General features: G+C 75.8%; 28 protein-coding genes. 17 read left to right on the top strand and 11 right to left on the bottom strand.

Annotated features, from left to right (window positions below; genetic code table 11):
• Window positions 1-32: 32 nt before the first annotated feature.
• The 3 genes from HLV61_RS00270 to glgA are packed head-to-tail and all read right to left on the bottom strand — an operon-like array spanning window position 33 to window position 3,578.
• On the bottom strand, window positions 33-1,154 hold the full coding sequence (locus HLV61_RS00270; RefSeq protein ID WP_369251786.1) for a hypothetical protein: 1,122 nt from the start codon (window positions 1,152-1,154) through the stop codon (window positions 33-35).
• Complete coding sequence (locus tag HLV61_RS00275) at window positions 1,151-2,359, bottom strand: PP2C family protein-serine/threonine phosphatase (protein ID WP_369251788.1); 1,209 nt, start codon at window positions 2,357-2,359, stop codon at window positions 1,151-1,153. Before HLV61_RS00275 ends, HLV61_RS00270 begins: the two co-directional genes overlap by 4 nt.
• A 46-nt stretch (window positions 2,360-2,405) precedes the next feature.
• Window positions 2,406-3,578: a glycogen synthase gene (gene glgA / locus HLV61_RS00280; RefSeq protein WP_369251790.1), complete on the bottom strand. Its 1,173-nt coding sequence runs from the start codon at window positions 3,576-3,578 to the stop codon at window positions 2,406-2,408.
• Between the two features lie 73 nt (window positions 3,579-3,651).
• Between glgA and glgC the strand changes: the two genes are divergently transcribed.
• Both glgC and HLV61_RS00290 read left to right on the top strand, forming a co-directional pair.
• Window positions 3,652-4,872, top strand: coding sequence for a glucose-1-phosphate adenylyltransferase (glgC, locus tag HLV61_RS00285; RefSeq protein ID WP_369251792.1), 1,221 nt, complete (start codon window positions 3,652-3,654; stop codon window positions 4,870-4,872).
• A complete protein-coding gene (locus tag HLV61_RS00290; protein ID WP_369251794.1) occupies window positions 4,869-5,381 on the top strand; it encodes a 2'-5' RNA ligase family protein in 513 nt (170 codons plus the stop codon). The genes glgC and HLV61_RS00290 overlap by 4 nt, the downstream gene beginning before the upstream one ends.
• Here the strand turns inward: HLV61_RS00290 and HLV61_RS00295 are convergent, their stop codons facing one another.
• Window positions 5,382-6,038: an O-methyltransferase gene (locus HLV61_RS00295; RefSeq protein WP_369251796.1), complete on the bottom strand. Its 657-nt coding sequence runs from the start codon at window positions 6,036-6,038 to the stop codon at window positions 5,382-5,384.
• Window positions 6,039-6,230: 192 nt separating this feature from the next.
• Here HLV61_RS00295 and sigE point away from each other — a divergent pair, with 192 nt between their 5' ends.
• The 5 genes from sigE (at window position 6,231) to HLV61_RS00320 (ending at window position 10,160) form a co-directional block, all read left to right on the top strand.
• Window positions 6,231-6,827: an RNA polymerase sigma factor SigE gene (gene sigE / locus HLV61_RS00300; protein ID WP_440284431.1), complete on the top strand. Its 597-nt coding sequence runs from the start codon at window positions 6,231-6,233 to the stop codon at window positions 6,825-6,827.
• Window positions 6,824-7,393, top strand: a complete 570-nt coding sequence (locus HLV61_RS00305; RefSeq protein ID WP_369251798.1) for an anti-sigma factor family protein — start codon at window positions 6,824-6,826, stop codon at window positions 7,391-7,393. Before sigE ends, HLV61_RS00305 begins: the two co-directional genes overlap by 4 nt.
• Window positions 7,394-7,507: 114 nt before the next feature.
• Complete coding sequence (locus HLV61_RS00310) at window positions 7,508-9,130, top strand: S1C family serine protease (RefSeq protein WP_369251800.1); 1,623 nt, start codon at window positions 7,508-7,510, stop codon at window positions 9,128-9,130.
• Between the two features lie 15 nt (window positions 9,131-9,145).
• Window positions 9,146-9,553, top strand: a complete 408-nt coding sequence (locus tag HLV61_RS00315) for a twin-arginine translocase TatA/TatE family subunit (protein ID WP_369251802.1) — start codon at window positions 9,146-9,148, stop codon at window positions 9,551-9,553.
• 7 nt (window positions 9,554-9,560) lie between these two features.
• A complete protein-coding gene (locus HLV61_RS00320; RefSeq protein WP_369251804.1) occupies window positions 9,561-10,160 on the top strand; it encodes a mycothiol-dependent nitroreductase Rv2466c family protein in 600 nt (199 codons plus the stop codon).
• A gap of 88 nt (window positions 10,161-10,248) precedes the next feature.
• On the opposite strand, the gene HLV61_RS00325 is transcribed toward HLV61_RS00320, so the two are convergent.
• Entirely contained in the window at window positions 10,249-11,409 is a 1,161-nt protein-coding gene (locus HLV61_RS00325; RefSeq protein WP_110906289.1) for an Mrp/NBP35 family ATP-binding protein, read from the bottom strand.
• Window positions 11,410-11,642: 233 nt separating this feature from the next.
• Between HLV61_RS00325 and HLV61_RS00330 the strand changes: the two genes are divergently transcribed.
• The 3 genes from HLV61_RS00330 to HLV61_RS00340 are packed head-to-tail and all read left to right on the top strand — an operon-like array spanning window position 11,643 to window position 13,388.
• The gene (locus HLV61_RS00330) at window positions 11,643-12,329 is read left to right on the top strand and encodes an AzlC family ABC transporter permease (protein WP_369251807.1); all 687 of its coding nucleotides are present in this window, start codon (window positions 11,643-11,645) and stop codon (window positions 12,327-12,329) included.
• Window positions 12,326-12,643, top strand: a complete 318-nt coding sequence (locus HLV61_RS00335; protein WP_369251809.1) for an AzlD domain-containing protein — start codon at window positions 12,326-12,328, stop codon at window positions 12,641-12,643. The genes HLV61_RS00330 and HLV61_RS00335 overlap by 4 nt, the downstream gene beginning before the upstream one ends.
• A gap of 1 nt (window position 12,644) precedes the next feature.
• Window positions 12,645-13,388: a GNAT family N-acetyltransferase gene (locus HLV61_RS00340; protein WP_369251811.1), complete on the top strand. Its 744-nt coding sequence runs from the start codon at window positions 12,645-12,647 to the stop codon at window positions 13,386-13,388.
• A gap of 71 nt (window positions 13,389-13,459) precedes the next feature.
• Here HLV61_RS00340 and HLV61_RS00345 read toward each other — a convergent pair whose 3' ends face one another.
• Both HLV61_RS00345 and HLV61_RS00350 read right to left on the bottom strand, forming a co-directional pair.
• Window positions 13,460-14,023 carry a DUF1003 domain-containing protein gene (locus HLV61_RS00345; RefSeq protein ID WP_369251813.1) on the bottom strand — a complete coding sequence of 188 codons (564 nt, stop codon included), beginning with the start codon at window positions 14,021-14,023 and terminating at the stop codon, window positions 13,460-13,462.
• Entirely contained in the window at window positions 14,016-15,254 is a 1,239-nt protein-coding gene (locus tag HLV61_RS00350; protein WP_369251815.1) for a magnesium transporter MgtE N-terminal domain-containing protein, read from the bottom strand. Before HLV61_RS00350 ends, HLV61_RS00345 begins: the two co-directional genes overlap by 8 nt.
• Before the next feature lie 24 nt (window positions 15,255-15,278).
• On the opposite strand from HLV61_RS00350, the gene HLV61_RS00355 reads away from it, so the two are divergent.
• The 4 genes from HLV61_RS00355 to HLV61_RS00370 all read left to right on the top strand — a co-directional run bounded on the left by HLV61_RS00355 (window position 15,279) and on the right by HLV61_RS00370 (window position 19,461).
• Window positions 15,279-16,142: a PhzF family phenazine biosynthesis protein gene (locus tag HLV61_RS00355; RefSeq protein ID WP_369251817.1), complete on the top strand. Its 864-nt coding sequence runs from the start codon at window positions 15,279-15,281 to the stop codon at window positions 16,140-16,142.
• Window positions 16,139-17,068, top strand: a complete 930-nt coding sequence (locus HLV61_RS00360) for a DMT family transporter (protein WP_369251819.1) — start codon at window positions 16,139-16,141, stop codon at window positions 17,066-17,068. The genes HLV61_RS00355 and HLV61_RS00360 overlap by 4 nt, the downstream gene beginning before the upstream one ends.
• 74 nt (window positions 17,069-17,142) lie before the next feature.
• Complete coding sequence (locus HLV61_RS00365; protein ID WP_369251821.1) at window positions 17,143-18,096, top strand: HpcH/HpaI aldolase/citrate lyase family protein; 954 nt, start codon at window positions 17,143-17,145, stop codon at window positions 18,094-18,096.
• 168 nt (window positions 18,097-18,264) lie between these two features.
• Window positions 18,265-19,461 carry an acyl-CoA dehydrogenase family protein gene (locus HLV61_RS00370; RefSeq protein ID WP_369251822.1) on the top strand — a complete coding sequence of 399 codons (1,197 nt, stop codon included), beginning with the start codon at window positions 18,265-18,267 and terminating at the stop codon, window positions 19,459-19,461.
• A gap of 49 nt (window positions 19,462-19,510) precedes the next feature.
• Here the strand turns inward: HLV61_RS00370 and HLV61_RS00375 are convergent, their stop codons facing one another.
• The 4 genes from HLV61_RS00375 to HLV61_RS00390 all read right to left on the bottom strand — a co-directional run bounded on the left by HLV61_RS00375 (window position 19,511) and on the right by HLV61_RS00390 (window position 22,625).
• Window positions 19,511-20,299: an ABC transporter permease gene (locus HLV61_RS00375; protein ID WP_369251824.1), complete on the bottom strand. Its 789-nt coding sequence runs from the start codon at window positions 20,297-20,299 to the stop codon at window positions 19,511-19,513.
• On the bottom strand, window positions 20,296-21,237 hold the full coding sequence (locus tag HLV61_RS00380) for an ATP-binding cassette domain-containing protein (RefSeq protein WP_369251826.1): 942 nt from the start codon (window positions 21,235-21,237) through the stop codon (window positions 20,296-20,298). Before HLV61_RS00380 ends, HLV61_RS00375 begins: the two co-directional genes overlap by 4 nt.
• Window positions 21,238-21,239: 2 nt before the next feature.
• On the bottom strand, window positions 21,240-22,031 hold the full coding sequence (locus HLV61_RS00385) for a DUF4097 family beta strand repeat-containing protein (RefSeq protein ID WP_369251828.1): 792 nt from the start codon (window positions 22,029-22,031) through the stop codon (window positions 21,240-21,242).
• 84 nt (window positions 22,032-22,115) lie between these two features.
• Window positions 22,116-22,625 (bottom strand): toxin-antitoxin system HicB family antitoxin, encoded by a 510-nt coding sequence (locus HLV61_RS00390; RefSeq protein ID WP_369251830.1) that lies wholly within the window; start codon window positions 22,623-22,625, stop codon window positions 22,116-22,118.
• A 78-nt stretch (window positions 22,626-22,703) separates the two neighbouring features.
• On the opposite strand from HLV61_RS00390, the gene HLV61_RS00395 reads away from it, so the two are divergent.
• The 3 genes from HLV61_RS00395 (at window position 22,704) to HLV61_RS00405 (ending at window position 25,590) form a co-directional block, all read left to right on the top strand.
• Window positions 22,704-23,639 (top strand): NADP-dependent oxidoreductase, encoded by a 936-nt coding sequence (locus HLV61_RS00395; protein ID WP_369251832.1) that lies wholly within the window; start codon window positions 22,704-22,706, stop codon window positions 23,637-23,639.
• An 83-nt stretch (window positions 23,640-23,722) separates the two neighbouring features.
• A complete protein-coding gene (locus HLV61_RS00400; protein ID WP_369251834.1) occupies window positions 23,723-24,043 on the top strand; it encodes an EthD family reductase in 321 nt (106 codons plus the stop codon).
• Window positions 24,040-25,590, top strand: a complete 1,551-nt coding sequence (locus HLV61_RS00405) for an acetolactate synthase large subunit (RefSeq protein ID WP_369251836.1) — start codon at window positions 24,040-24,042, stop codon at window positions 25,588-25,590. Before HLV61_RS00400 ends, HLV61_RS00405 begins: the two co-directional genes overlap by 4 nt.
• Window positions 25,591-25,639 lie beyond the last annotated feature (49 nt).

Raw genomic sequence — 25,639 nt, forward strand, 5'->3', positions numbered from 1 at the left:
CTCGCCCCCGCCGGCCGCCCGGGCCACGCCGGTCATCCCGTCGCGTCGGGCCGGTGCACGTCGAGCCGGTGCACGTCGGGCCGGTGGGTGTAGGCCGCCTCGCGGACCGCCTCGTCGGACTCCAGTCCCGCCCCCAGCGCGCCGCCCACGGTCGCCAGCGAGCTGGTCAGCCAGGCCAGCTCCAGGTAGTCGCCGAGCCGGGCGGCGTGCCCGAGGCCCTCGGCGAACAGCCCCGGGGGCACCAGCAGCAGCGACCCGGCCAGGGCCAGGGCGAACAGCGCGGCGTAGAGGGTCAGCACGCCGATCACCACGGTGGCGGTGGTGGCCAGGTTGAACAGCGCCACCTGCTTGCGCACCCGGCGCGAGCGGGCCCGCTCCCACAGCTGCGCCCCGACGACGAGCGTCGCGCAGATGGCCACCACCGAGCCGAGCCCGACCACCGCCAGCCGCAGCAGCCCGAAGCGGTCGGCCAGCCGCCAGACGTCGGCGGTCACCAGCGCGAAGACACCGGCGGCGACCGCCGCCGTCAGGGCGCGGGACAGCTGGATGGTCAGCCGCCACGGCCGGTTCGCGCGCACCATCCCGACCAGCAGCCGCAGGTTGCCGGTGAGCACCCGGGCGGTGAAGCGCACGCCCTCGGTGGTGTCGGCCGGGTCGGTGGCCAGCTCACGCACCCGGCGGCGCAGTGCGGCCGGGTCGTCCTCCCCGTCGGCGTCGTCCCCGAGCAGGGTGCAGACCAGCCCGATCGTCGTCTGCAGCGCGCGCCGGCGCCGGCCCACCGCACCCAGGGCCGGCAGCGAGAGCACCGCGACGCCGTGCACCGGGCTGGCGTGGGCCACCACCGTCCGCCGGTCCACCGACAGCGGCAGGTCGGTGACGACGACGGCGAGGTCCCACTCCTCGGCCAGCAGCCGGTCGCGGGCGGCGGCCACGATCTCGGCGTCGTCGGCCGGCGGCCGGACCAGGCCGTCCTCCACCACCCGCAGGTCCCAGGTCACGTCGGGATGGCGCTCGCGCAGCGCGCCGGTCAGGTCGGCGGCCAGCTCGCCGGCCAGTTCGGCCGGGGCACCGGGCGCGGCGACGAGCCCGACGACGACGTCGGCGGGGGTCGCGTCCCCCTCGGGGCGGGGGTCCTGCGTCGCTGCCGTGCTCACAGCCGCAGCCGCTCCTCGGCGCCGGTCCGCCACTCGACCATGACGATGCTGGCGTCGTCCTGGAGCTGGCCGGCCTGGTGCTCCATGACGCTGCCCATGAGCCGGCGCATCGTCTCCGGCGGCGGGTCCCCGGCCAGCTCGGCGCGGACGACGAGGTCGGCCAGCCGCTCCTCGCCGAAGAACTCGCCCTCGGGCGAGCGGGCCTCGGCGATGCCGTCGGTGTACAGCAGCACCCGGTCGCCCGGCCGCAGCTGCACCCGGCAGAGGTCGGGCCCGGCCGCCTGCAGGCCCAGGGGCCGCGCCGGCCGGCAGGCCGGTGGGCGGATCAGGACGCCCTCGCGGACCAGCAGCGGCTCCGGGTGCCCGCAGTTCACCCAGTGCAGCACCCCGCTGTCGAGGTCGAGGCGGGCGAGGACCGCGGTGGCGAACCGGCTGTCGGGGAACTGGCCGGCGATCACGGCGTCGACGGCGGCCGCGACGTCGGGGAGGTCCAGCCCGTCCCGCCGCGCGTGCCGGTACGCGCCGACGGCCGCGGAGGCCAGCAGCACCGCCGGCAGCCCGTGGCCCACGGCGTCGAGCACCACGAGGTCCACGAGCGCGCCGTTGACCGCGTAGTCGAAGGTGTCCCCGCCGATGTCGTAGGCCGGCTCCAGGGCGCCGGTGATGACGACGCGGTCGCTGGCGTACGTGAGCGGGGGCAGCAGCTCCCACTGGATCTCCGCGGCCAGCGACAGGCTCCGGCGGCGGCGCAGACGGGAGAACACGTCGCTGTAGGCGTCGCGGGTGACCACCAGCTCGGCCACCAGCGAGGCGAAGGACCGGCACTCGTCCTCGAGCTCCGGCGTCGGTCCCGCGGGGAGCGCGAGCTCGAGCACCCCGATCCGCTCGGCGCCGTCGAGCAGGGGCACCCACAGGGTCACCTGACCGTCGGCGCCGTGGCCCTGCACCGGGAGCACCCGGCGGAACGCCCGGCCGGCCAGCGAGCCGTCGATGGTCAGCACCTGGCGGGCCGGCACCCCGTCGCCCGGCACGGGGACCAGCTCGTGCTGGGCGTAGTCGGACAGGTAGACGACCGCCTCGCGTGCCCCGAGCCGGCGCGCCTCGCGCGTGACGGCCGCGCCGACGCGGTCGGCGGGGAGCTGGTGCGACGCGCGGGTGAGCGCCCGGATCGGGTCCTCCGCCGAGGGCTGCCGGTCGGTGGTCACGACGGGACAGCCTCCCATCCGGCGTGCGTGCGGGACCCCGCGGGCGTCAGCCCCGTGCCGCGACCACCGCCGAGTACACCTGCACGGTCTGCTGGGCGATCGCCGGCCAGCCGAACTCCGACAGCACCCGCTCGCGGCCGGCGGCGCCCATGCGCGCGGCCCGCGCGGGGTCGTGGAGGAGCTCGGTGACCCGTGCGGCGAGGCCGGCCTCGAAGGCGGCGGCGTCGTCGGGGTCGTAGGGGACCAGCAGGCCCGTCTGGCCGTCGGCGACCACCTCGGGGATCCCGCCGACGGCGCTGGCGACCACGGCGGTGCCACAGGCGGCGGCCTCGAGGTTGACGATGCCCAGCGGCTCGTAGACCGAGGGGACGACGAACACCGTCGCGCCGGTGATCAGCGGCACCAGCTGCTCGCGGGGCAGCATCGCCTCGATCCAGACGACGCCCGGCCGGCGGGCCTGCAGCTCGGCCACCGCGTCGGCCACCTGCTGGCGCTCGGCCGGGGTGTCCGCGGCGCCGGCGCACAGGACCAGCCCGGCGTCGGGTGGCAGCTGCTCGGCCGCCCGGAGCAGGTGGACGACGCCCTTCTGCCGGGTGATCCGGCCGACGAACAGGGCGTACGGCCGGTCGGGGTCCACCCCGAGCGAGCGGACGACGTCGGGCGCCGGCGTGGGCCGGTAGGCCTCGGCGTCCACCCCGTTGCCGACGACGTGCACGCGGGCCGGGTCGAGGTCGGGATAGGCGTCGAGCACGTCGGTGCGCATGCCGTGGCTGACCGCGACCACCGCGTCGGCGGCGAGGTAGGCGGTGCGCTCCACCCAGGACGAGAGCCGGTAGCCCCCGCCGAGCTGGTCGGCCTTCCACGGCCTGCGGGGCTCGAGCGAGTGCGCGGTGACCACGTGCGGCACCCCGTGCACGAGGGCGGCGAGCAGGCCGGCGCCGTTGGCGTACCAGGTGTGGCTGTGCACGAGGTCGACCCCGCCGAGCGCCGCGGCGATCTCGACGTCGGTGCCCAGCGCCTGCAGCGCGCCGTTGGCGCCGGCGAGACCCGGCGGGACCGCCCAGCCCCGGGCGTCGGTGCGGGGGCCGCCGAAGGCGTGCACCTCCAGGTCCGGCCCCGCGGGAAGCGAGCGGAGGGCCGCCACGAGGTGCTCGACGTGCACGCCGGCACCGCCGTAGACGTCCGGTGGCCACTCGCGGGTGACGATGCCGATGCGCACGGCGGTCACCCTAGGGGGCGCGGCGGCCGGAGGTGGGGCGACGCCGACCCCGGCCAGCGGCTACGTTCCCTGCATGCGTGGCGGCCCTCAGGTGCTCGGCATCGTCCTCGCCGGTGGTGAGGGCAAGCGCCTGGCGCCCCTCACCCAGGACCGCGCCAAGCCCGCGGTCCCCTTCGGCGGCAACTACCGGCTCATCGACTTCGTGCTGTCCAACCTGGTCAACGCGGAGATCCGGCAGATCGCCGTCCTCACCCAGTACAAGAGCCACAGCCTCGACCGGCACATCACCACCACGTGGCGGATGTCGAACCTGCTGGGCAACTTCATCACCCCGGTACCGGCCCAGCAGCGGCTCGGCCCGCGCTGGTACACCGGCAGCGCCGACGCCATCCTGCAGAGCCTCAACCTCATCTACGACGCGCGACCCGACATCGTCGTCGTCTTCGGCGCCGACCACGTCTACCGGATGGACCCGGGCCAGATGGTCGACCAGCACGTGCAGACCGGGGCGGGGGTGACCATCGCCGGGCTGCGGGTGCCGCGGGCCGAGGCCACCGAGTTCGGCGTCATCGACGCCGCCGCCGACGGGAAGGTGCGTGGCTTCCTCGAGAAGCCGGCCGACCCGCCGGGCCTGCCCGACAGCCCGGAGGAGTCCTTCGCCTCGATGGGCAACTACGTGTTCAGCACCGACGCGCTCCTCGACGCCCTGCGCACCGACGCCGAGGACCCCGACTCGGCGCACGACATGGGCGGCTCGATCATGCCGATGCTGGCCGACGCCGGGACGGCCTACGTCTACGACTTCTCGACCAACATCGTCCCCGGCGCCAGCGAGCGCGACCACGGCTACTGGCGCGACGTCGGGACGATCGACTCCTACTTCGACGCGCACATGGACCTGGTGTCGGTCACGCCGGTGTTCAACCTCTACAACGACCGCTGGCCGATCCTCACCCTGCCGCCGCAGCAGCCGCCGGCGAAGTTCGTGCTCGGCGGGCGGGCCGAGGAGTCGATGGTCAGCGCCGGCGCGATCATCGGCGGCGGGTCGGTGCACAACTCGGTGGTCTCGCCGGGCGTGCGCGTCGACCGCGGCGCCCGGGTCGAGGACAGCGTCCTCATGGACGGCGTCCGGATCGGCGAGGGCGCCTACGTCCGGCGGGCGATCCTGGACAAGAACGTGGTCGTCCCGCCGTGGGCGCGCATCGGTGTCGACGCCCAGGCCGACCGTGCGCACTACCACGTGAGCGCGGGAGGCGTGACCGTGCTCGGCAAGGGCGCCCGCGCGATCGTGTGAGCGGGGACGCGCGTCCGCTCATCGTCACGCTGCTGCTCGAGGCCGACGCGCAGGCGCGGTTCGACCGGCTGCGGGCCGAGCACTTCCCGGTCGACCGCAACCACCTCGCCGCGCACGTCACGCTGTTCCACGCGCTGCCGGGCGAGCAGCGCGACGCCGTCGAGGCCGCGCTGGCGCAGGTCGCCGCCCGGCCGCCGTTCGCCGTCGCGGTGACCGGCGTGCAGCGGCTCGGCCGCGGGGTGGCCTACCGGCTGGCCGCGCCCGAGCTCTCCGCCCTGCACGCGCGGCTGTCGGCGGAGTTCGACCCGTGGCTGACCCCGCAGGACCGCCAGCGGCTGTCGGCGCACGTCACCGTGCAGAACAAGGTGGACCCGGCGGTGGCGCGGGCGCTGCACGACCGGCTGGCCGCGGAGTTCGTCCCCTCCGACGTCCCCGCCCGCGGGCTGGGCCTGTGGCGCTACCTCGGCGGGCCGTGGGAGCCGCTGGCCGAGGTGCCGTTCGCCGGCTAGTCAGCCGCGGCGGGTGGCCACCAGCAGGCCGGCCCCGATCGGCAGGACGGCGGAGGTCAGCTGCTCGTCCTCGCGGACGTCGCGGGCCACGTCGCGCCAGGTGACGGTCTCCGGGTCGCGGGCCGCGCGGTCGCCGATGCGGTCCCCGGCGAGCAGGCCGTGGCAGGCGAGCGTCCCGCCGGTGCGCAGCAGCGCGAGCAGCGCCGCGAGGTGCGCGGCGTACTCGGTCGGCGGCCCGGCGCAGACCACCAGGTCGTAGGCGCCGGGGGACAGCCGGGGGAGCACCTCGGCGGGGGTGCCGAAGATCAGCCGGGTCCGGCCCGCGGGGACGCCGGCCTCGGTGAACGCCCGCCGCGCCCCGCGCAGCTGCTCGGGGTCGCCGTCGAGGGCGGTGAGGACGCCGTCGGGACGCATGCCGCGCAGCAGGCACAGGCCGACGACGCCGCCACCGCTGCCCACGGACACGACCGCCCGGGCGCCGGCGCCCGCGGCGAGGACGGCGAGGGTGGCCCCCGCGGCCGGCCCGGGCGGGGGTGTGCCGCCGAGCGCCAGGGCCCGGGCGCGGGCCGCGGCGAGGACGGGGTCCTCCGCGGCGTAGCGGTCGGCCCAGGCGGCGCCTCCGGTCCCGCCGGCGCGCGACGGTCCCTGGGCGCTCATCACCGGGCGAGGGTAGTGCGGCCCCGGGGCGTGGTCCGGGAGGCGGACCTGTGAGGAACCTGGCAACACCGGCCGACGGGAACACCGCGCACGCCGCCGCCCGTTGGTCCCGACGTGACACCCGAGCGTGCCGCCGTCCCCGTCCATCATCCGGGGGAGGCCGGCGACGTGCGCGTCTGCGATCCTGACGACGTGTCCGATGCCGCCGTCCCCCAGCCCGCCGAGCAGCCGGCCGTGTCCGGCGCCGGCGAGGTGTGGGTGGCCCCGACCTGGGAGCAGGTCGTGCGCGACCACTCCGCGCGGGTGTACCGGCTGGCCTACCGCCTCTCGGGCAACGCCCAGGACGCCGAGGACCTCACGCAGGAGACGTTCGTCCGGGTGTTCCGCTCCCTCGCCGACTTCTCGCCCGGCACGTTCGAGGGCTGGCTGCACCGCATCACCACGAACCTGTTCCTCGACATGGTCCGCCGCCGCCAGCGGATCCGGTTCGACGCGCTGCCCGAGGACACCGAGCGGCTGCCGGGCACCTCGCCCAGCCCCGAGCAGGTCTACGCCGACACCCACCTCGACCCGCAGATCCAGGCGGCGCTGGACGCCCTGTCGCCGGAGTTCCGCGTGGCCGTGGTCCTGTGCGACATCGAGGGCCTGACCTACGAGGAGATCGCGGCGACCCTCGGCATCAAGCTCGGCACCGTCCGCAGCCGCATCCACCGCGGCCGCGTGCAGCTGCGCCAGGCCCTCGCCCACCTCGCCCCGCGCGGGGTGGCGGCACCGGGGGCCCGTGCATGAGCCTGCCGGAGAGCCACCTGGCCCAGGAGGCCATCGCCGCACTGGTCGACGGCGAGCTGGCCAGCGGCCCGGCCGGCCGCGCCGCCCGCCACCTGGCCGGCTGCCTCGAGTGCCGGATGCTCGTCCAGGCGCAGCGCGAGGCCAAGGACGCGCTGCACGCCGCCTCCGACGTCGCCGTCCCCGGCGACCTGCTGTCCCGGCTGTGCGCCATCCCCTTCACCGCCGACGTGCCCGGCGGCGGCGGGCTCGGCACGGTGACCGCCGGTCCCGGCCAGCTCACCGTCTCCGGCTCCTCCGGGCGCTGGACCGTGGCCCTCGACGACCCGCCGGCGCGCTCCTCCTCGCCGCACCAGGCCCGCTGGCTGCGCCGCAGCGTCGCCGGCACGCTGGCCGGGCTGGGCCTCGGCGTCGCGGTCCTGGCGGTCAACCTCCCCGATCCCGGTGAGACCCCGAGCGGGCCGCCGCCGTCGGTGGCCGGGCCCTCGGCGCCCGACGAGCGCACCGAGGTCGTGCCGCCGGTGGTGCGCACCCTGGCCGGGCAGCCGCCCGGCGGTGCCACCCCCTGAGCACGGACCCCGACCCCGGGTCCCGGTCCCGGGGTCCCGGGTCCGCCGGCGGGTACCGTCGCGCTGCACCGCCAGCTCCCGTCCGCTGACAGGTCCGGGGAGGACCCTGTACCCGTGACCCCACCCGACGACGCCCGCGAGACCGGCACCTCCGAGCCCGCGACCCGCGTCGGCGAGCGCACCGTCGAGGCCGTCGTCCGCCCACCGGTCGACGGCCGCGACGGCGACGCGGTCTTCGCCCGGCCCGCCGGGGCCACCGGCTCCTTCGACCCGCCGGAGCAGGCGCGGCCGTCCTCGGCGCCCCGGTCGCAGCCCCTGCCCAGCCCGGCGCAGGCCGCCGCCTTCGGCCGGCCGGTCGCGGTCCCCGGCAGCTTCGCCGGCGACCGCCCTCCGCTGCCGCCCCGGCCGGTGCCCCCGCCGCCGCCGGAGGCCGTACTGCGCGCCTTCCGCGCGCCGGCCGGCCAGGCCGGGCTGCAGGAGCCGCCCGGCGGCCGTCCCGGGCGCCGGCGTACGTCGGCCGGCCCGTGGTGGAAGCCGGATGCCAGGAGCGACCCCTGGCGCGACCCGCACGCCCCGGCCGGCCTCACCGGTCCCGCGGTCTTCGAGGAGGAGTCCGAGCAGGAGGGGCCGGTCGTCGTCGACCGCAAGGGCCGCAGGAAGCTGCGGCTGCGCGACCTGTCGGTGCGGGTGGCCGTGCTCGTCGCGCTGGCCGTGCTGCTCGCCGGCGCGCTCGGCGGCGGGGTGGGCTACCTGCTGACCCGCGAGGCCAGCGAGACGCCGCTGCTCGCGCCGGGCACCACGCTCACCGAGACCGACGAGGGGATCACCCGCGAGCCGGGCTCGGTGTCCGACATCGCCGAGACCGTGACGCCGGCCGTCGTGTCCATCGAGGTGCGCATCGGTGACGCCGGCGCCACCGGCTCGGGGGTCGTCGTCGACGGCGCCAACGGCTACATCGTCACCAACAACCACGTCATCTCCGGCGCCGACGGCGTCGAGGGCGCGGAGATCCGCGCGGTGTTCAGCGACGGCAGCGGCTCGTCGGCGCGCATCGTCGGCCGAGACCCGGCCAGCGACATCGCCGTCGTCAAGGTCGAGCGGCCCGGCCTGGTCACCGCCTCCCTCGGCGACTCCGACGACGTCGTCGTCGGGGACCCGGTGGTGGCCATCGGCTCCCCGCTGGGCCTGGCCGGCACGGTGACCAGCGGCATCGTCAGCGCCCTCGACCGGCCGGTGCGGCTGGCGGGGGAGGGCAGCGACACCAACGCGGTCATCAGCGCGGTGCAGACCGACGCCCCGATCAACCCGGGCAACTCCGGCGGCGCGCTGGTCGACGCCACCGGCGCGGTCATCGGCATCAACACCGCCATCGCCTCGCTCGGCGGCGGCAGCGTGGGCCTGGGCTTCGCCATCCCGATCGACACCGCCCGCACCGTCGCCGAGCAGCTGATCGCCACCGGCAGCGCGGTGCACGCCACCCTCGGGGTGAACACGCGGTCGGTCACCGACGGCACCCGCGACGGCGCGCTGGTCCTCAACGTCGAGCCGAACAGCCCCGCGGCCGACGCCGGCATCCAGGAGCAGGACGTCGTCATCGGCGTCGACGACCAGCCCGTGGGCAGCTCCGAGGAGCTCGCCGTCGCCGTCGACGCGCACGCCCCCGGCGACGTGGTGACCATCGAGCTGGTGCGCGGCGGCTCGTCCACGACGGTCCAGGCGACCCTCGCGCAGGCATAGGCAGGGAGGCGACGCGTGTTCGACTCGATCGGCTGGGGCGAGATCGTCGTCCTGGCGCTGGCCGCGCTGTTCATCTTCGGGCCCGAGCGGCTGCCCCACCTGGCCCGGGACGCCGCGGCCGGGCTGAAGAAGGTGCGCGAGGCGATCACCGGGGTGCGCGCCCAGGTGGACGAGTCCCTCGGTGACGACCTCGCCGGCCTGCGCGACCTGGACCTGCGCCAGTACCACCCGAAGACGTTCATCCGCTCGCAGCTGTTCGACGACGACGCCCCGCCGGTGCGCCGCGGCGACGCCGGGACGGCGGCACCGGCGGCCGGTGCGTCGGGCGCGACCGCGGCGAGCCTGGTCAAGCCGGCGACGCGACCGGCCGTCGTCGACCGCGACCGGAGCAGCCCGCCGCCGTTCGACGTCGACGCGACGTAGTCCGCGGATGGCCGCCGTCGACTGCTGGTTCGACCCGAGCTGCCCCTACACCTGGGTGACCGCCCGCTGGCTGCAGGAGGTCGAGCGGGTCCGGGACGTGCAGGTCCGCTGGCACGTGATGAGCCTGGCGGTGCTCAACGAGGGGCGCGAGGACGACCCGGAGGGCGATCCCGAGGGCTGGCTGTGGCAACCCGTGCGGGTCTTCACGCTGGTGCAGGAGGAGCACGGGCAGGCGGCCCTGCTCGCGCTGTACCGCGCCTACGGCGAGGCGGTGCACGGCCGCGGCGAGTGGCCCGACACGCGTGACCTGCTGCGCGCGGTCGGCCTGCCCGAGCAGCTGGCCGACGCCGCGCACACGTCCGCCCACGACGAGCTGGTGCGGGCCTCGCACCAGGCGGGGATCGAGCTGCTGGGCACGCACGTCGGCACCCCGGTCGTGGCGGTGGTCTCCGGGACCGGGACGCGCACCGCCTGGTTCGGCCCGGTCCTCTCCCGCGTCCCCGCGGGGGAGGAGGCGGGCCGGCTGTGGGACGGCGTCACGCTCGTCGCCGGGGCCGCCGGCTTCCACGAGCTCAAGGGACGCCCGCCGGAGGCACCCCGGGGCTGACCGCCCCGCCGCATGACCGAGGCCCGGCCCCCTCGCGGGGACCGGGCCTCTGGTGACCCGACCGTGGGCTCTCGCAGGCGGCCCTCCGTCAGCGGCGGACGGGGGTGAGCCCCAGCGACATCCCGGACAGCCCGCGCTGGCGGACGGCGAGCGAGTCGGCGATCGTCGCGAGCGCCTGGGCGGCGGGCGTCTGCGGATCGGCCAGCACGATCGGCGCGCCGGCGTCGCCGGACTCCCGCAGCCGGGTGTCGAGCGGGATCTGGCCGAGCAGCGGGACCCGGGCACCCAGGGTGCGGGTCAGCGCGTCGGACACCGCCTGGCCACCGCCGGAGCCGAAGACCTCCATGCGGGTGCCGTCGGGCAGCTCGAGCCACGACATGTTCTCGATGACGCCGACCACCTGCTGGTGGGTCTGCGTGGCGATCGCGCCGGCCCGCTCGGCCACCTCGGCGGCGGCCTGCTGCGGCGTGGTCACCACGAGGATCTCGGCGTTGGGCAGCAGCTGGGCGATGGAGATCGCGACGTCGCCGGTGCCGGGCGGCAGGTCCAGCAGCAGGACGTCGAGGTCGCCCCACCACACGTCGGCGAGGAACTGCTGCAGCGCGCGGTGCAGCATCGGGCCGCGCCAGACGACCGGGGTGTTGCCCGGGGTGAACATGCCGATCGAGATGACCTTCACGCCCATCGACTGCGGCGGCATGATCATGTTGTCGACCTGGGTCGGCTTGTCCTCGACGCCGAGCATGCGCGGCACCGAGTGGCCGTAGATGTCGGCGTCCACGACGCCGACCGACAGGCCCTTCTTCGCCAGCGCGGCGGCCAGGTTGACCGTGACGCTGGACTTGCCGACGCCGCCCTTGCCGGAGGCGACGGCGTAGACGCGGGTCAGCGAGCCGGGCTGGGCGAAGGGGATGACCGGCTCGGCGGTGTCGCTGCCGCGGACGGTCTTGCGCAGCTCCGAGCGCTGCTCGTCGCTCATGACGTCCAGGCCGACCTGCACCGACGTCACACCGGGGACGGCCGAGACCGCCGTGGTCACCCGGTTGGTGATCGTCTCGCGCATCGGGCAGCCGGCCACGGTGAGGTAGACCTCGACGCGCACGGCGCCCGGGTCGCCGCCGACGCCGATCTGCACGTCCTTGACCATCCCGAGGTCGGTCAGCGGACGGTTGATCTCCGGGTCCTGGACGGTGGCCAGAGCGGCGTTGACGGCGTCGAGCGCCGGGGAGCCGGTCAGCGTGTCGGACATGGGGGGATGTGTCTCCTTCGACGGGGGGACCCGGTCCGCGTCCCGCCGCGCACGGCGGGGAACTGCTCTCCGGGCCACCGTCCACTGTACGGCGGTCGGCACCGGGTGCCGCCCGGCGCGGTGGTGATGTGCTGCGCAGTCCGCCGCCGGGGCGGCACGCGGCCACGTGCAGGTCGACGCCGTGCCGGGTGCGCCCCTTCCCCGGCCGCGGCGGGTCACTAACCTCGGGTCCCGTGCCCGGTCCCGCCCGTACCGCCGTCCTGCGCGACGCGATCGGGCTGGGCGTCGCCGTCGGCCTGTACGGCGTCGCCTTCGGCGCGGCCGCCGACGCCGCGGGCCTGGACCCGTGGCAGGCGCTGGCCATGTCGCTGCTGATGTTCACCGGGGCCTCGCAGTTCGCACTGGTCGGCGTCCTCGGCGCCGGGGGCGGCGGGGCGGCGGCGATCGGCAGCGCGCTGCTGCTGGGCACCCGCAACACCGTCTACGGCGTCCGCCTGGCCCCGCTGCTCGCGCCGCGCGGGCTGCTGCGCCGGCTCGGCATGGCGCACTGGGTGATCGACGAGACGACGGCGCTGGCCGTGGCCGCTCCCGACCGCGGCCTGGCCCGGCTGGGCTTCCTCGCGGGCGGCGCCACGATCTTCGCCGTCTGGAACGCCACCACACTGGTCGGTGCGCTCGGCGCGGGAGCGCTGGGCGAGACGGCGCAGGCGGCGCTGGACGCCGTCGTCCCGGCCGCGTTCCTCGCCCTGCTGTGGCCGCGGCTGCGCGCCGGCGCCGACGAGCCGGCCGTCGCGCGGCGGGTCGCGCTCGGCGGCGCGGTCGTCGCGCTGGCGCTGACGCCGTTCGTGCCGCCGGGCGTGCAGGTGGTGGCCGCCGTCGTGGCGGTGGTGCTCGCCGGCCGGCCGCGGGAGGCGACGTGAGCAGCGGCGCGCTGTGGACGGTGGTGCTGGTCGGGTCGGCGGGCTGCTACCTGCTCAAGCTGGCCGGGCTGTCGGTGCCCGCGGCGTGGGTCGAGCGGCCGTGGGTGACCCGGCTGGTCACCTTCGTGCCGGCCGCGCTGCTGGCCGCGCTGGTGGCGGTCCAGGCGCTCAGCTCCGGGCAGGACCTCGTCGTCGACGGCCGGCTGGCCGGGCTCGCCGTCGCGGCGGCAGCGCTGGCGCTCCGGGCGCCGTTCATCGTCGTCCTCGTGCTGGCCGGTGCCACCGGGGCGCTCGTGCACGTCCTGGTGGGCTGACGTGGCCGATCCCGCGGACCTCGCCGCCGTGCGCGCCGCGATCGACCGCCTCGACGACGACGTCGTCGCGCTGCTCGCCCGCCGCGAGCAGCTGGTGCGGGCGGCCGGCCGGCTGAAGGCCGACGGCGCCGCCGTGCGCGCGCCCGGCCGGGTCGAGCAGGTGGTCGCCCGGGTGCGGGAGCGCGCGACGGCGCACGGCGCGAGCCCGGAGGTCGTCGAGCGCGTCTACCGCGCCATGGTCGCCGCCTTCGTCGACCTGGAGCTGGCGACGGCGGCGGTCCCCGACGGCGTCGTCGTCGGGCCGGCCGCGCCGGGCAGCGCGGGGGAGGTGCTCACCCTCCAGCGCGCCGCGTACGTGTCCGAGGCGCAGCTGTACGGCGACCCGGGCATCCCGCCGCTCACCGAGACGCTCGAGGAGGTCGCCGCGGCCGTCGCCGCCGGCACCGTCCTGACCGCCACGGTGGGCCCGCGGGTGGTGGGCGCGGTGCGCGGCGAGCTCGCCGGCGGGGTGCTGTCGGTCGGCCGCCTCGTGGTGGCGCCGGACCTGCGGGGCCGGGGCGTCGGCAGCGCCCTGCTCGCCGCCGCCGAACGGACGCCGGGTGCCCGCCGGGCCGTCCTGTTCACCGGCGGCCGCAGCGCCGGCAACCTCCGCCTGTACGAGCGGGCGGGCTACCGGGAGGAACGCCGTGAACGGGTCAGCGCCGGCCTCGAGCTCGTCCACCTCGCCAAGGACCTCCCCGGCTGAGCCGGCTCGCGCCGGCCACCCGGCTCGCCGCCCGCGGCCTCGACGTCCTGCAGGCGCTGCCGGGCCGAGCCTCAGCCGACCGACTCGCGGCGCTCCCGCTCGGCTCGCTTCTCGCGGTCGGCCCGCTCGGCGTGCTTGCGGCGCTTCTTCTCCCGCTTCTCCGCGTCGTCGCCCTCGTCGCCGGTCATGCGGTTGAGCTCGCCGCGGATGAAGTCGCGGGTGGCCAGCTCCCCGACGGCCACGCGCAGCGCGGCCAGCTCGCGGGCGAGGTACTCGGTGTCGGCGCGGGTGGAGGCGGCCCGGGCGCGGTCCTCCTCGGCCTGCACGCGGTCACGGTCGGCCTGCCGGTTCTGCGCCAGCAGGATCAGCGGCGCGGCGTAGGCGGCCTGGGTGGAGAAGGCCAGGTTCAGCAGGATGAAGGGATAGGGGTCCCACCGCAGGCCCACGGCGACCACGTTCAGCGTGATCCAGACGATCACGATCAGCGTCTGGACGGCGAGGAACCGGCCGGTGCCGAGGAAGCGAGCGATGCCCTCGGCGAAGCGGCCGACGGCGTCGGGGTCCAGCCGCAGGAAGCCGGAGAGGCTGCGCGGCGAGCCGCGGGGGACGTCGAGGCGGCGCCCGGACTCAGCCACGACGCGCCCGCTCGCGCCAGTCCTCGGGCAGCAGGTGGTCGAGGACGTCGTCGACGCTCACCGCGCCGACCAGCCGGCCCTGCTCGTCGACGACCGGCGCGGCGACCAGGTTGTAGGTGGCGAAGTAGCGGGTGACCTCGGCCAGCGGCGCCTCGGGGCGCAGCGGCTCGAGGTCGTCGAGGGCGCCGCTGACCAGCGTGGAGGGGGGCTCGCGCAGCAGCCGCTGGATGTGTGCCAGGCCCAGGTAGCGCCCGGTCGGGGTGGCCGACGGCGGGCGGCAGACGTAGACCTGGCTGGCCAGCGACGGCGTGAGCTCGGGCTCGCGGACCCGGGCCAGCGCCTCGGCGATCGTCGCGTCGGGGGAGAGGATCACCGGCTCGCTGGTCATCATCCCGCCGGCGGTGTCCTCGGAGTACTTGAGCAGCTGGCGCACCGGCTCGGCCTCGTCGGGCTCCATGAGCTCCAGCAGCCGGTCACGGTCGACGTGGGACAGCTCGGCCAGCAGGTCGGCGGCGTCGTCGGGGTCCATCTCCTCGAGGACGTCGGCGGCCCGGCGCTCCTCCAGCGTGCCGAGGATGAGGGCCTGCTCGGCCTCCGGCAGCTCCCCGAGCACGTCGGCCAACCGCTCGTCGTCGAGGGCCTCGGCGACCTCGTGCCGCCGCTTGATCGGCAGGTCCTGCAGCGCGTGCGCGAGGTCGGCGGCGTTGAGCTCGCGGTACGTGGCGATCAGCGTCTCCGCGCCCTGGCCGGTCTCCGGCAGCGCGAGCCCGTCCACCTCGTCCCAGGCCAGCTGGTGCAGCTGCCCGCGGCGGCCGATGCGGCCGGGCTCCTGGACGGCCAGGCGGGTGATCAGCCAGTCGCCGGTGCGGGTCTGCTCCATCCCGGCGTCGACCACGGTCGCCGGCCGGCCGGACTCGCGGATGGTGACCGTGCGGTCGAGCAACTCGCCCAGCACCAGCGTCTCTCCGGCCCGCTGCTCGAAGCGCTTGAGGTTCAACGTGCCCGAGGCGAGCACCACCGCGCCGGGGTCGATGCTGGTCACCCGGCCCATCGGCACGAAGATGCGCCGGCGCGCCACGACCTCCACGACCAGCCCCAGCGCCCGCGGGGAGGCGCTGCCCACGCGCAGCGCCACGACGACGTCGCGCAGGCGCCCGACCCGGTCCCCGTTGGGGTCGAAGACGGGGAGTCCGGCGAGCCGGGAGACGTATGCCCTGGTCACCGTGCTCACGGTTCGTGAGGTTACCGTCGGCGCGTGGCAGCCCCCGGGTTCGTCGAGTACGAGGTCGTCGACGTCTTCGCACCGCGGGCGTTCGCGGGCAACCCGCTGGCGGTCGTGTTCGACGCCGACGGCCTGACCACCGCGCAGTGCCAGGCGCTGGCGAACGAGTTCGCGCTGTCGGAGACGTCGTTCCTCTGCGCGCCCACCGGGCCCGGCGCCGACTACCGGGTCCGCATCTTCACGCCCTACGCCGAGCTGCCCTTCGCCGGGCACCCGAGCGTCGGCGCCGCGCACACGCTGGTGCGCACCGGCCGGCTGCCCGCGGGCACGCTGCGCCAGGAGTGCGGTGCCGGGGTGCTCGACGTCGTCGTCGACGACGCCGGCGCCACCCTGTCCGGCGGGCGGCCGACGCTCGAGGACGGTCCCGACCCGGCGGCGCTGGCGCAGGCGCTGGGGCTCTCGGCGGCCGACGTCGGAGGGCTGCCCGCGTCCGTCGCCGGCTGCGGCCTGCCGTTCGCCGTCCTCGCCGTGCACTCGGGCGCCGTCGACCGCGCCGTCCCGGACCCCGCCGCGCTGGCCGCGTTCGGGGTGGGGGAGGGCGTCTCGGTGCTGTCCTGGGACGGCTCGGTCGCCCACGCCCGCGTGTTCGCGAACGACCTGCGCTGGGGCGAGGACCCGGCCACCGGCTCCGCGGCACTGGGCACCGGCGTCTGGCTGGTCGCCTCCGGGCTCGTGGCGCCGGAGGGGACGTCGGCCTACACCGTGCGGCAGGGCGAGGCGATGGGGCGGCCGTCGGTGCTGTCCTGCACGGTCACCGCCGAGGGCGGCCGGGCGACGGCGGCCACGGTGGCCGGCGCGGTGGTGCCGGTGGCCGCCGGCCGCATCCGCGTCCCGTGAGCCAGGCGACGACGGCGCCCTCCCCGTGGGCGGTGCACCGGCCCGGCGCCCGCGAGGTCGGGCTCATGGCGGTCGCCGTGATCGGGGTGTCGTTCTCCGGTCCGCTGACCGCGCTGGTGACCACCTCCTTCCTCGCCATCGCCTTCTGGCGCAACGCGGCCGGCGCGGCGCTGCTGGTCCCGGTGCTGCTCGGCCGGGAGCGCGCGACGCTGACCGGGCTGCGGCCGCGGGACCTGGGCAGCTCCGTGGTCGCCGGGCTGTTCCTCGCCGCGCACTTCGCCGCCTGGCTGCCCAGCCTGTCGATGACCACGGTCGCCGCCTCGACCGCGCTGGTCACCACCACCCCGATCTGGACGGCGCTGGCCGCTCGCGTCTCCGGGGTGCGGCTGCCCGGGCAGGTGTGGGCGGGGCTCGGGCTGGCCGTCGTCGGCGCCGCGCTGATCGCCGGGGTCGACGTCGCGGTGAGCCTGCGCGCCCTGGCCGGTGACGGGCTGGCGCTGCTGGGGGCGATCTGCGCCGGTGGCTACATGCTCGCCGGCGCCCGCGCCCGCACCCGGCTGGCGACGTCGGCGTACTCCGTCGTCTGCTACGCCACCTGCGCGGTCGTGCTCGCCGTCGCGGCGCTGGTGACCACCACGCCGCTCGCCGGGTTCAGCGCCCGCGACTGGTGGCTGATCGCGGCGATCACCGTGTGCGCGCAGATCCTCGGGCACACGCTGCTCAACCTGGTGCTGTCCACGGTGGGGCCGACCGTGGTCGGGCTCGCGGTGCTGCTGGAGGTGCCCGGCGCGCTGCTCGTGGCGCTCGTGCTGCTCGGGCAGACACCGCCGCTGCTCGCGCTGCCGGGGATGGTCGCCGTCGTCGCCGGGGTGGCGCTGGTGGTGCGGGCGAGCCGGCCGCCGACGCCGGTCGAGCCGGTCACCTGACCCGGCAGAAATGGCCATGAATGCCGCCTGGCTACTCTCCGGTGGCCGATCATCGACCCACCAGCGGAGGCACCGTGGCCGAGCTCCGATCCCGCCGTTCCAACCTCGCCGTGCCGGGCAGCAACCCGCGCTTCCTGGAGAAGGCCAAGGGCCTCCCGGCCGACCAGGTGTTCCTCGACCTCGAGGACGCCTGCGCGCCGCTGGCCAAGCCGGGCGCCCGGAAGAACATCGTCGCGGCGCTCAACGAGGGGGGCTGGGGCGACAAGATCCGCACGGTCCGGGTGAACGACTGGACGACGGAGTGGACGTTCCAGGACGTGCTCGAGGTCGTCGGCGGTGCCGGGGCCGAACTGGACTGCATCATGCTGCCGAAGGTCCAGGACGCCGCCCAGGTCACGGCGCTGGACCTGCTGCTCAGCCAGATCGAGAAGGCCAACGGCCTGGAGGTCGGCCGGATCGGCATCGAGGCGCAGATCGAGACCGCGCAGGGCCTGATCAACGTCAACGACATCGCGTTCGCCAGCGACCGGATCGAGACGATCATCTTCGGCCCGGCCGACTTCATGGCCAGCATCAACATGAAGTCGCTGGTGGTCGGCGCCCTGCACCCCGACTACCCGGGCGACCCGTTCCACTACATCCTCATGCAGATCCTCATGGCCGCCCGCGCCCGCGGCGTGCAGGCCATCGACGGCCCCTTCCTGCAGGTGCGCGACGTGCCCGCGTTCGAGGAGGTCGCCAAGCGCTCGGCGATGCTCGGCTTCGACGGCAAGTGGGTGCTGCACCCCGGCCAGATCGACGCGGCCAACGAGATCTACGCGCCGTCGCAGGAGGACTACGACCACGCCGAGCTCATCCTCGACGCCTACGACTGGGCGACGTCGGAGGCCGGTGGCAAGAAGGGCTCGGCGATGCTCGGCGACGAGATGATCGACGAGGCCAGCCGCAAGATGGCGCTGGTCATCGCCGGCAAGGGCCGCGCCGCCGGCCTCTCCCGCACGTCGAGCTTCACCCCGCCTGAGGGCTGAACCCCACGAGGCACAGGAAGCGATCCCCACCTCGCAGGCGCCGATACGTGGGGAGAGCTTCCTATGCCTGGATGGAGCGGGCGGGTGACCGGGGACACGGCGACGGCTGGGGGTGCCTCGCTCATACTCGCCGGTAGCAACGGACACCGGAGTCCCGGAGGAGCAGACGTGGCCCGACTGGCGCAGACCGCCGACCTGACCGACATCCAGCAGGAGATCCTGTCGACGGTCCGCAGCTTCGTGGACAAGGAGATCATCCCGCACGCGCAGCAGCTCGAGCACGCCGACGAGTACCCGCAGGAGATCGTCGACGGGCTCAAGGAGCTCGGCATCTTCGGGCTGATGATCCCCGAGGAGTACGGCGGCCTCGGTGAGTCGCTGCTGACCTACGCGCTGGTGGTCGAGGAGATCGCCCGCGGCTGGATGAGCGTCTCGGGGGTCATCAACACCCACTTCATCGTCGCCTACATGCTCCGCCAGCACGGCACGCCGGAGCAGAAGGAGCACTTCCTCCCGCGCATGGCCACCGGCGAGGTCCGCGGCGCGTTCTCGATGTCCGAGCCGGGCCTGGGCTCCGACGTCGCCGGCATCCGCACCAAGGCCGTGAAGGACGGGGACGACTACGTCATCGACGGCCAGAAGATGTGGCTGACCAACGGCGGCTCCTCGACGCTGGTGGCCACGCTGGTGCGCACCGACCTGGGCGCGGACAAGGCCCACCAGAACCTGACGACGTTCCTGGTGGAGAAGCCGGCCGGCTTCGGCACCGTGGCCCCGGGCCTGACCATCCCCGGGAAGATCGACAAGATGGGCTACAAGGGCGTCGACACCACCGAGATGGTGTTCGACGGCTACCGCATCGGCGCGGACACGGTCCTCGGCGGGACCCCCGGCCGCGGCTTCGCGCAGATGATGGACGGCGTCGAGGTCGGCCGCGTGAACGTCGCCGCGCGCGCTTGCGGCATCTCGATCCGCGCCTTCGAGCTGGCCGTGGAGTACGCCCAGCAGCGGGAGACCTTCGGCAAGCCGATCGTCCAGCACCAGGCGATCGCCTTCCAGCTCGCCGAGATGGCCACCAAGGTCGAGGCCGCCCACCTGATGATGGTCAACGCCGCCCGCCTCAAGGACGCCGGCCAGCGCAACGACGTCGAGGCCGGCATGGCCAAGCTGATCGCCAGCGAGTACTGCGCCGAGGTGACCACGCAGTCCTTCCGCATCCACGGCGGCTACGGCTACTCCAAGGAGTACGAGATCGAGCGGCTCATGCGCGAGGCGCCGTTCCTGCTCATCGGCGAGGGCACCAGCGAGATCCAGAAGACGATCATCAGCCGTGGCCTGCTCAAGGAGTACGGCCTCAAGCGCTGATCGTCGTCCGCGAGCGGCCCGGGACCACCAGGTCCCGGGCCGCTCGTGGTCAGCGGGCCGGACGCCGCTCGTAGCCCCGTCGCGCCCACAGGTACCCGACCAGCGCGATCGCGGCGCACCAGGCCATCGCCACCCAGCCGCTGGACCCGATCGCCGTGCCGGTGAGCAGCCCGCGCAGCGTCTCGATCAGCGGCGTGAACGGCTGGTGCTCGGCGAACCAGCGCAGCCCGGCCGGCATCGAGTCGACCGGCACGAACCCGCTGCCGAGGAACGGCAGCAGCGACAGCGGCATCGGCAGGTTGCTGGCCGCCTCCACGGTGGGGGAGGCCAGGCCCATCGCGACCGCCAGCCAGGCCAACGCGAAGGACGCCAGGGACAGCAGCCCGGTCGCGGCCAGCCACTCCAGCGGGCTCGCGTCCGGCCGGAAGCCCACCAGCAGCGCGACGGCGAGGACGACGGCCAGGCCCACCAGCGTCTGGATCACGGAGCCGACGACGTGCCCGGTCAGCACCGACGCCCGGGCGATCGACATGGTCCGGAAGCGGGAGATGATGCCCTCGGTCATGTCCATGGCGACCGAGATCGCGGTGCCCTGCGGAGCGCCGGCCACGGCGAGGAGCAGCACACCGGGCACCACGTAGGTGACGTACTCGGTGCGCCCGCCGGCCGGTCCGCCCAGCCCCGCGCCGAGCGTGCCGCCGAGGACGTAGACGAACAGCAGCAGGAAGACGATCGGCACCGCCGCCACGATCAGGGTCAGCGACGGGTAGCGGACGGCGTGCTGCAGGTTCCGCCGCAGCATCGTGCGGCTGTCGGCCAGGGTGGCGGCGACGCTCACGCGGGCACCTCCTCGGCGGTCGGGCGGCCGGTCAGCGCCAGGAAGACGTCGTCGAGGCCGGGTGTGGTGACGGTGAGCCCGGCGACGTCGACGCGGGCGTCGTCGAGGCGGGCGAGCAGGGAGCGCAGCGCCGGGACGCTGCCGTCGGAGGGCACCTCGAGCACGAGCGCGGCGGGGTCGCCGGGCTCCACGCCGAGCACCCGCGCGGCCACCTCGAGAGCGGGAGCGTCGGCGAAGGACAGCCGCACCGCACCGCCGGGGACCAGCCGCTTGAGCTCGTCGGAGGTCCCCTCGGCGACCAGTCGGCCGCCGTCGAGCAGGCCGATGCGGTCGGCGAGTCGGTCGGCCTCCTCCAGGTACTGCGTGGTGAGCAGGATGGTCACGCCCTCGGCGACCAGTCCGCGGACGACGTCCCACATCGCCCGGCGGCTGCGCGGGTCCAGGCCGGTGGTCGGCTCGTCGAGGAAGACCACCCGCGGGTCGCCCAGCAGCCCCATCGCCAGGTCCAGCCGGCGGCGCATGCCGCCGGAGTAGGTGGCCGGCAGCCGGTCGGCGGCGTCGACGAGGTCGAAGCGCTCGAGCAGGTCGGTGGCGCGCCGGCGGCCCTCCCCCCGGCCGAGGTGGTTGAGGTCGGCCATCAGCCGGAGGTTCTCCCGCCCGGTGAGCAGGCCGTCGACGGCGGAGAACTGCCCGGTCACCGCGATGGCGGAGCGGACCCCGCCGGGGTCGCGGCCGAGGTCGTGCCCGGCCACGGTCACCTGCCCGGCGTCGGCCGGGGTGAGCGTGGACAGGACGTCGACGGTGGTGGTCTTCCCGGCGCCGTTGGGGCCGAGGAGGGCGTAGACCGAGCCCTCGGCGACGGCGAGGTCCAGGCCGTCGAGGACGACGGTCGACCCGAAGGCCTTGCGCAGGCCGGTGACGGAGACGGCGGTGCCCATGCTCAGGCCCTCCGCACGAGGACGTCGCCGTACGCGGTGCGGGCCTGGACCTCGACGGTGTCGGTGGCGTCCTCGGGCCCCTCGGTGGCGGTGAGCTCGCTGCGGACGCTGCCCGAACCGGACTGCAGGTCCAGCCACGCCGCGGTGCCGGCCGCGATCCCGGCCTCGACCTCGCCGTAGGCGGTCTCGAGCACCAGCGACCCGCGCACCGCCTCGCCGACCCGCACCTTCCCGTAGCTCGTGCTGCCGCGCAGCGAGCCGGAGGTGCGGTCGACGGTGACGTCCCCGCAGGCGGTCTCCAGGCGCGCGTCACCGTCGCTGCGGCCCAGCCGCACGTCCCCGTAGGAGGTCCGCATGACGGTGTCCCCGTCGACGGCGCCGGCGGTGATGCCGCCGCTGCTGGTGCTGGCCCGGAGCCGCTCGGCCGAGTCCAGCCGGATGTCGCCGTAGCGGCTGTCGAGCACGGCGGTGCCCAGCCGGCCGGAGCAGGAGACGTCCCCGGCCGACGTGTGCACCTCGACCGCGGACCCCTCGGGGAGGGCGACCTCGACGTCGACCTGCCCGCCGGAGCCGAGGAACAGCAGCCGGGGGTGGCCGGCCGAGCGGACCAGGAGCCGGCCGGGGGTGTGCTCGACCACGCAGCGCTGCGCGGCGGTGACGTCGGCGGAACTGCGCTCGTCGTGCGGCCGGACGGTGACCACCGTGTCGCGCCGGTCGGAGGCGCGGACGCGGACGCTGCCCGCGGCGACCTCGATGCGTGCGGAGACGGGACCGGGGGTGTCGAACGTGGGCATGGCTGCGCCCTCCTCGGGGCAGGGGGGATCGCCCCCGGACCGGTCGGCCGGGGTCGCGGTGCGTGGTCCGGTGGCGGGACGCCGCTAGCGCGCCCAGCCCGTGTACTGGGAGCCGCCCGACCACCGGGAGCGGCGTCCGTCGGCGGCCGGCGGCCGGTCGGCGCGGGTGACCGCGTCGGTGACGGCCCGGACCAGCCACGTGTTGACCGACGAGCCCAGGCGGGCGGCGGCCTCCTCGACGCGGACCTTGAGCTGCTCGGGCAGCCGGAGGGTGATGCGGATGGTGGTGCCGTCGTCGGCGTCGGGGATCCCCGGCTCGGGGGCCGGGGACCCGTGCGCCTCGGCGGCCGCGGGGGGCGGGGTGACGACGAAGCCGATGTCGCTGCCGCGCAGCCGCACGTCGACGGCACCCGGGGCCAGTTGGCTGGTCAGCTCCTCGGCCGCGGCCGACAGCGCGCTGAGCAGGGCCAGCCGGACCGAGGCCTCCAGCGGCGCCGTGAGGCGCTCGGCCAGCTCGCGGGCCCCCTCGCCGCCGGGCGCGGCGGCGAGGAGGAGGTCCCGGCGGAGCTGCTCGACGAACGGCGCGAGGTCCATGACGTCATGCTGACACCACGATGACGTCATGTGCAAGCCCCGGTGGTGTCATGAGTCGTGCGTCCTAGGGTCGGCCACATGCGCGCGGTGGGAGTGACCGAGTTCGGCGGGCCCGAGGCCCTGACCGTCGTCGACGTGCCCGACGAGCCCCTCGGGCCCGGCCAGGTGCGGCTGCGGGTGCGGGCCGCGGCGGTGAGCCCGACCGACACCCACCTGCGCAGCGGCGCCTACGCCGGCCGCGACCCGGTGAAGACGCCGCCGTGGGTGCCCGGCATGGACGCCGCCGGCGAGGTCGTGGAGGTCGGCGACGGCGTCGACCGCGTGGCCGTGGGCGACGCGGTGATGGCGATCGTCGTCCCCACCGGCGCGCACGGCGGCTACCGCGAGGACCTCGTGCTGCCGGCCGGCTCGGTGGCCCGCGTGCCCGCCGGGGCCGACGCCGTCGCCGCCTGCACGCTGCCGATGAACGCGCTCACCGCCCGCCTCGCCCTCGACCAGATGGCCCTGCCCGCCGGGTCGGTCGTGGCGGTGACCGGCGCGGCGGGTGCCTTCGGTGGCTACGTCGTCCAGCTGGCGAAGGCCGACGGGCACACCGTCGTCGCCGATGCCTCCGAGGCCGACGAGCAGCTGGTCCGCGACCTCGGCGCCGACGTCGTGGTGCGGCGCGGCGACGACGTGGCCGAGCGGATCCGCGCGGAGTTCCCGGACGGCGTCGACGGGCTGGCCGACGGGTCGGTGCAGGACGCGCTGGTGCTGCCCGCGGTCCGCGACGGCGGGAAGGTGGCCACCGTCCGCGGCTACCGCGGCGACGGCTCGGACCGGGTCGAGGTGCTGCCGACGCTGGTGCGTCGCTACGCCGAGAACGGCGCCGCCTTCGACCGGCTGCGCGAGCAGGTCGAGGCCGGGGCGCTGACACTGCGGGTGGCCCGCACCTTCGCGCCGGAGGAGGCGCCCGAGGCGCACCGCGTGCTGGCCGCCGGCGGGGTGCGCGGCCGCCTGGTCCTCACCTTCTGAGGTCGCGGGGACCGTCGGGTCCCTGCCAGGGTGGGGGAGACCCCGGGCAGCGGTGCCCGGGCGCGAGCGCGGAGGTGCGGTAGATGGTGCACAGGCTGGTGGTCAGCTACGGACAGCCCGACGACCCGGCGGCGTTCGACGCGTACTACCGCGACACGCACACCCCGCTCGCCGTGCAGATGCCCGGGCTGGTCCGGCTCACCACCGGGAAGCCGCAGTCCATGGACCCCGCGCACCCCGCCCCCTACCTCGTCGCCCAGCTCGACTTCGACTCCGAGCAGGCGATGGGCGCGGCCTTCGCCTCCGAGGAGGGCAAGGTGACGGCGAAGGACGTGCCGAGGTTCGCCAGCGGCGGCGCGGTCATGACCCACTACGAGGTGAACGAGGTGCACGTCTCCCGGTGAACGGCGCCCAGGCCCTCATCCGCACGCTCGTCGACGCCGGCGTCGACGTCTGCTTCGCCAACCCCGGGACGTCGGAGATGCACTTCGTCGCCGCGCTGGACGACGTCCCCGAGATGCGCGGCGTCCTCACCCTGTTCGAGGGGGTGGCCACCGGCGCCGCCGACGGCTGGGCCCGCATGACCGGCCGGCCCGCCGCCACGCTGCTGCACCTCGGGCCCGGCATGGGCAACGGCCTGGCCAACCTGCACAACGCCCGGCGCGGCAAGACGCCGATGGTCAACGTCGTCGGCGACCACGGCCGGTCGCACAAGCGGCTCGACGCGCCGCTGGAGTCCGACATCGACGCCGTCGCCGGCACCGTGTCGGGCTGGGTGCGTCGCTCGCTCGCGCCGGAGGACGTCGCCGCCGACGCCGCGGACGCCGTCGCCGCGGCCGCGCGCGGCCAGATCGCCACGCTGGTGCTGCCGGCCGACGTCTCGTGGTCCGACGGCGGCGTCGTGGCCGACCCGGTGCCGCCGCGGCCGCGGCCGCAGGTGGCGCCGTCGGTGCTCGACGACGTCGCCGCGGTGGTGCAGGGCGGAGAGCCCACCGTGCTGCTGCTCGGCGGGGACGTCGTCGCGACCGAGGCGGGGCTGCTGGCCGCGGCGCGGGTGGCCGCCGGCACCGGCGCCCGGCTGCTCGCCGAGACGTTCCCGGCGCGGATGGTGCGTGGCGCGGGCCTGCCCGACGTCGGCAAGCTGCCCTATCCGCCCGAGGTGGCGATCAAGGCGCTGGCCGGCACGCGGCACCTGGTGCTGGCCGGGGCGACGGCGCCGGTGCACTTCTTCGCCTATCCCGGCGTGCCGGGCACGCCGGTGCCGGAGGACTGCACGGTGCACGTGCTGTCGGCCCCGGGGGAGGACGGCGTCGCGGCGCTCGAGGCGCTCGCCGCGCAGGTGGCCGCGGACGCCGCCCCGCAGCTGCTGGAGGCCTCCCGCCCGGAGCTGCCGGCCGGGCGCCTGACGCCGCGCGCGGTGTCGGCGGTGGTCGGCGCGCTGCTGCCCGAGCGGGCGGTGGTGGTGGACGAGGCGATCACCTCCGGCGTCGGGATCGCCGAGCTGACCTCGGGGGCGCCGCGGCACGACTGGCTGGCGCTGACCGGCGGGGCGATCGGCGACGGCCTGCCGATGGCGGTCGGCGCGGCGGTCGCCTGTCCCGACCGGCCGGTGCTCGTCCTGCAGGCCGACGGCAGCGCGATGTACACGCTCCAGGCGCTGTGGACGATGGCGCGCGAGCAGCTCGACGTCACCGTCGTCCTCTACGACAACGCCTCCTATGCGATCCTGCAGGGCGAGCTCTCCCGCGTCGGGGCCACCGGCGGGGGAGAGAAGGCCGGGCAGCTGCTCGACCTGGGCGGGCCGAGGCTGGACTTCGTCGCGCTGGCCACCGGGATGGGTGTGCCGGCCACCAGGGCCGAGACCGCCGAGGAGCTGGCCGAGCAGCTGGGCACCGCGCTGCGCGAGCCCGGTCCGCACCTGGTGCAGGCGGTGCTGCGACCGGCCGGCTGACCGCGTCTCACCCCCTCGGGGGAACACCGGCCGGATCCGTTCCAGGTCG

Source organism: Geodermatophilus amargosae (assembly GCF_041028265.1).
GTDB classification, from domain to species: Bacteria; Actinomycetota; Actinomycetes; order Mycobacteriales; family Geodermatophilaceae; genus Geodermatophilus; species Geodermatophilus amargosae_A.

What these genes read in the sequence shown, in the direction of transcription:
- glgC (WP_369251792.1), top strand. Translation starts at nt 3,652, where the DNA reads ATGCGTGGCGGCCCTCAGGTGCTCGGCATCGTCCTCGCCGGTGGTGAG.
- HLV61_RS00295 (WP_369251796.1), bottom strand. Translation starts at nt 6,038, where the DNA reads ATGAGCGCCCAGGGACCGTCGCGCGCCGGCGGGACCGGAGGCGCCGCC.
- HLV61_RS00305 (WP_369251798.1), top strand. Translation starts at nt 6,824, where the DNA reads ATGAGCCTGCCGGAGAGCCACCTGGCCCAGGAGGCCATCGCCGCACTG.
- HLV61_RS00320 (WP_369251804.1), top strand. Translation starts at nt 9,561, where the DNA reads ATGGCCGCCGTCGACTGCTGGTTCGACCCGAGCTGCCCCTACACCTGG.
- HLV61_RS00325 (WP_110906289.1), bottom strand. Translation starts at nt 11,409, where the DNA reads ATGTCCGACACGCTGACCGGCTCCCCGGCGCTCGACGCCGTCAACGCC.
- HLV61_RS00380 (WP_369251826.1), bottom strand. Translation starts at nt 21,237, where the DNA reads ATGGGCACCGCCGTCTCCGTCACCGGCCTGCGCAAGGCCTTCGGGTCG.
- HLV61_RS00385 (WP_369251828.1), bottom strand. Translation starts at nt 22,031, where the DNA reads ATGCCCACGTTCGACACCCCCGGTCCCGTCTCCGCACGCATCGAGGTC.
- HLV61_RS00390 (WP_369251830.1), bottom strand. Translation starts at nt 22,625, where the DNA reads ATGGACCTCGCGCCGTTCGTCGAGCAGCTCCGCCGGGACCTCCTCCTC.
- HLV61_RS00395 (WP_369251832.1), top strand. Translation starts at nt 22,704, where the DNA reads ATGCGCGCGGTGGGAGTGACCGAGTTCGGCGGGCCCGAGGCCCTGACC.
- HLV61_RS00400 (WP_369251834.1), top strand. Translation starts at nt 23,723, where the DNA reads ATGGTGCACAGGCTGGTGGTCAGCTACGGACAGCCCGACGACCCGGCG.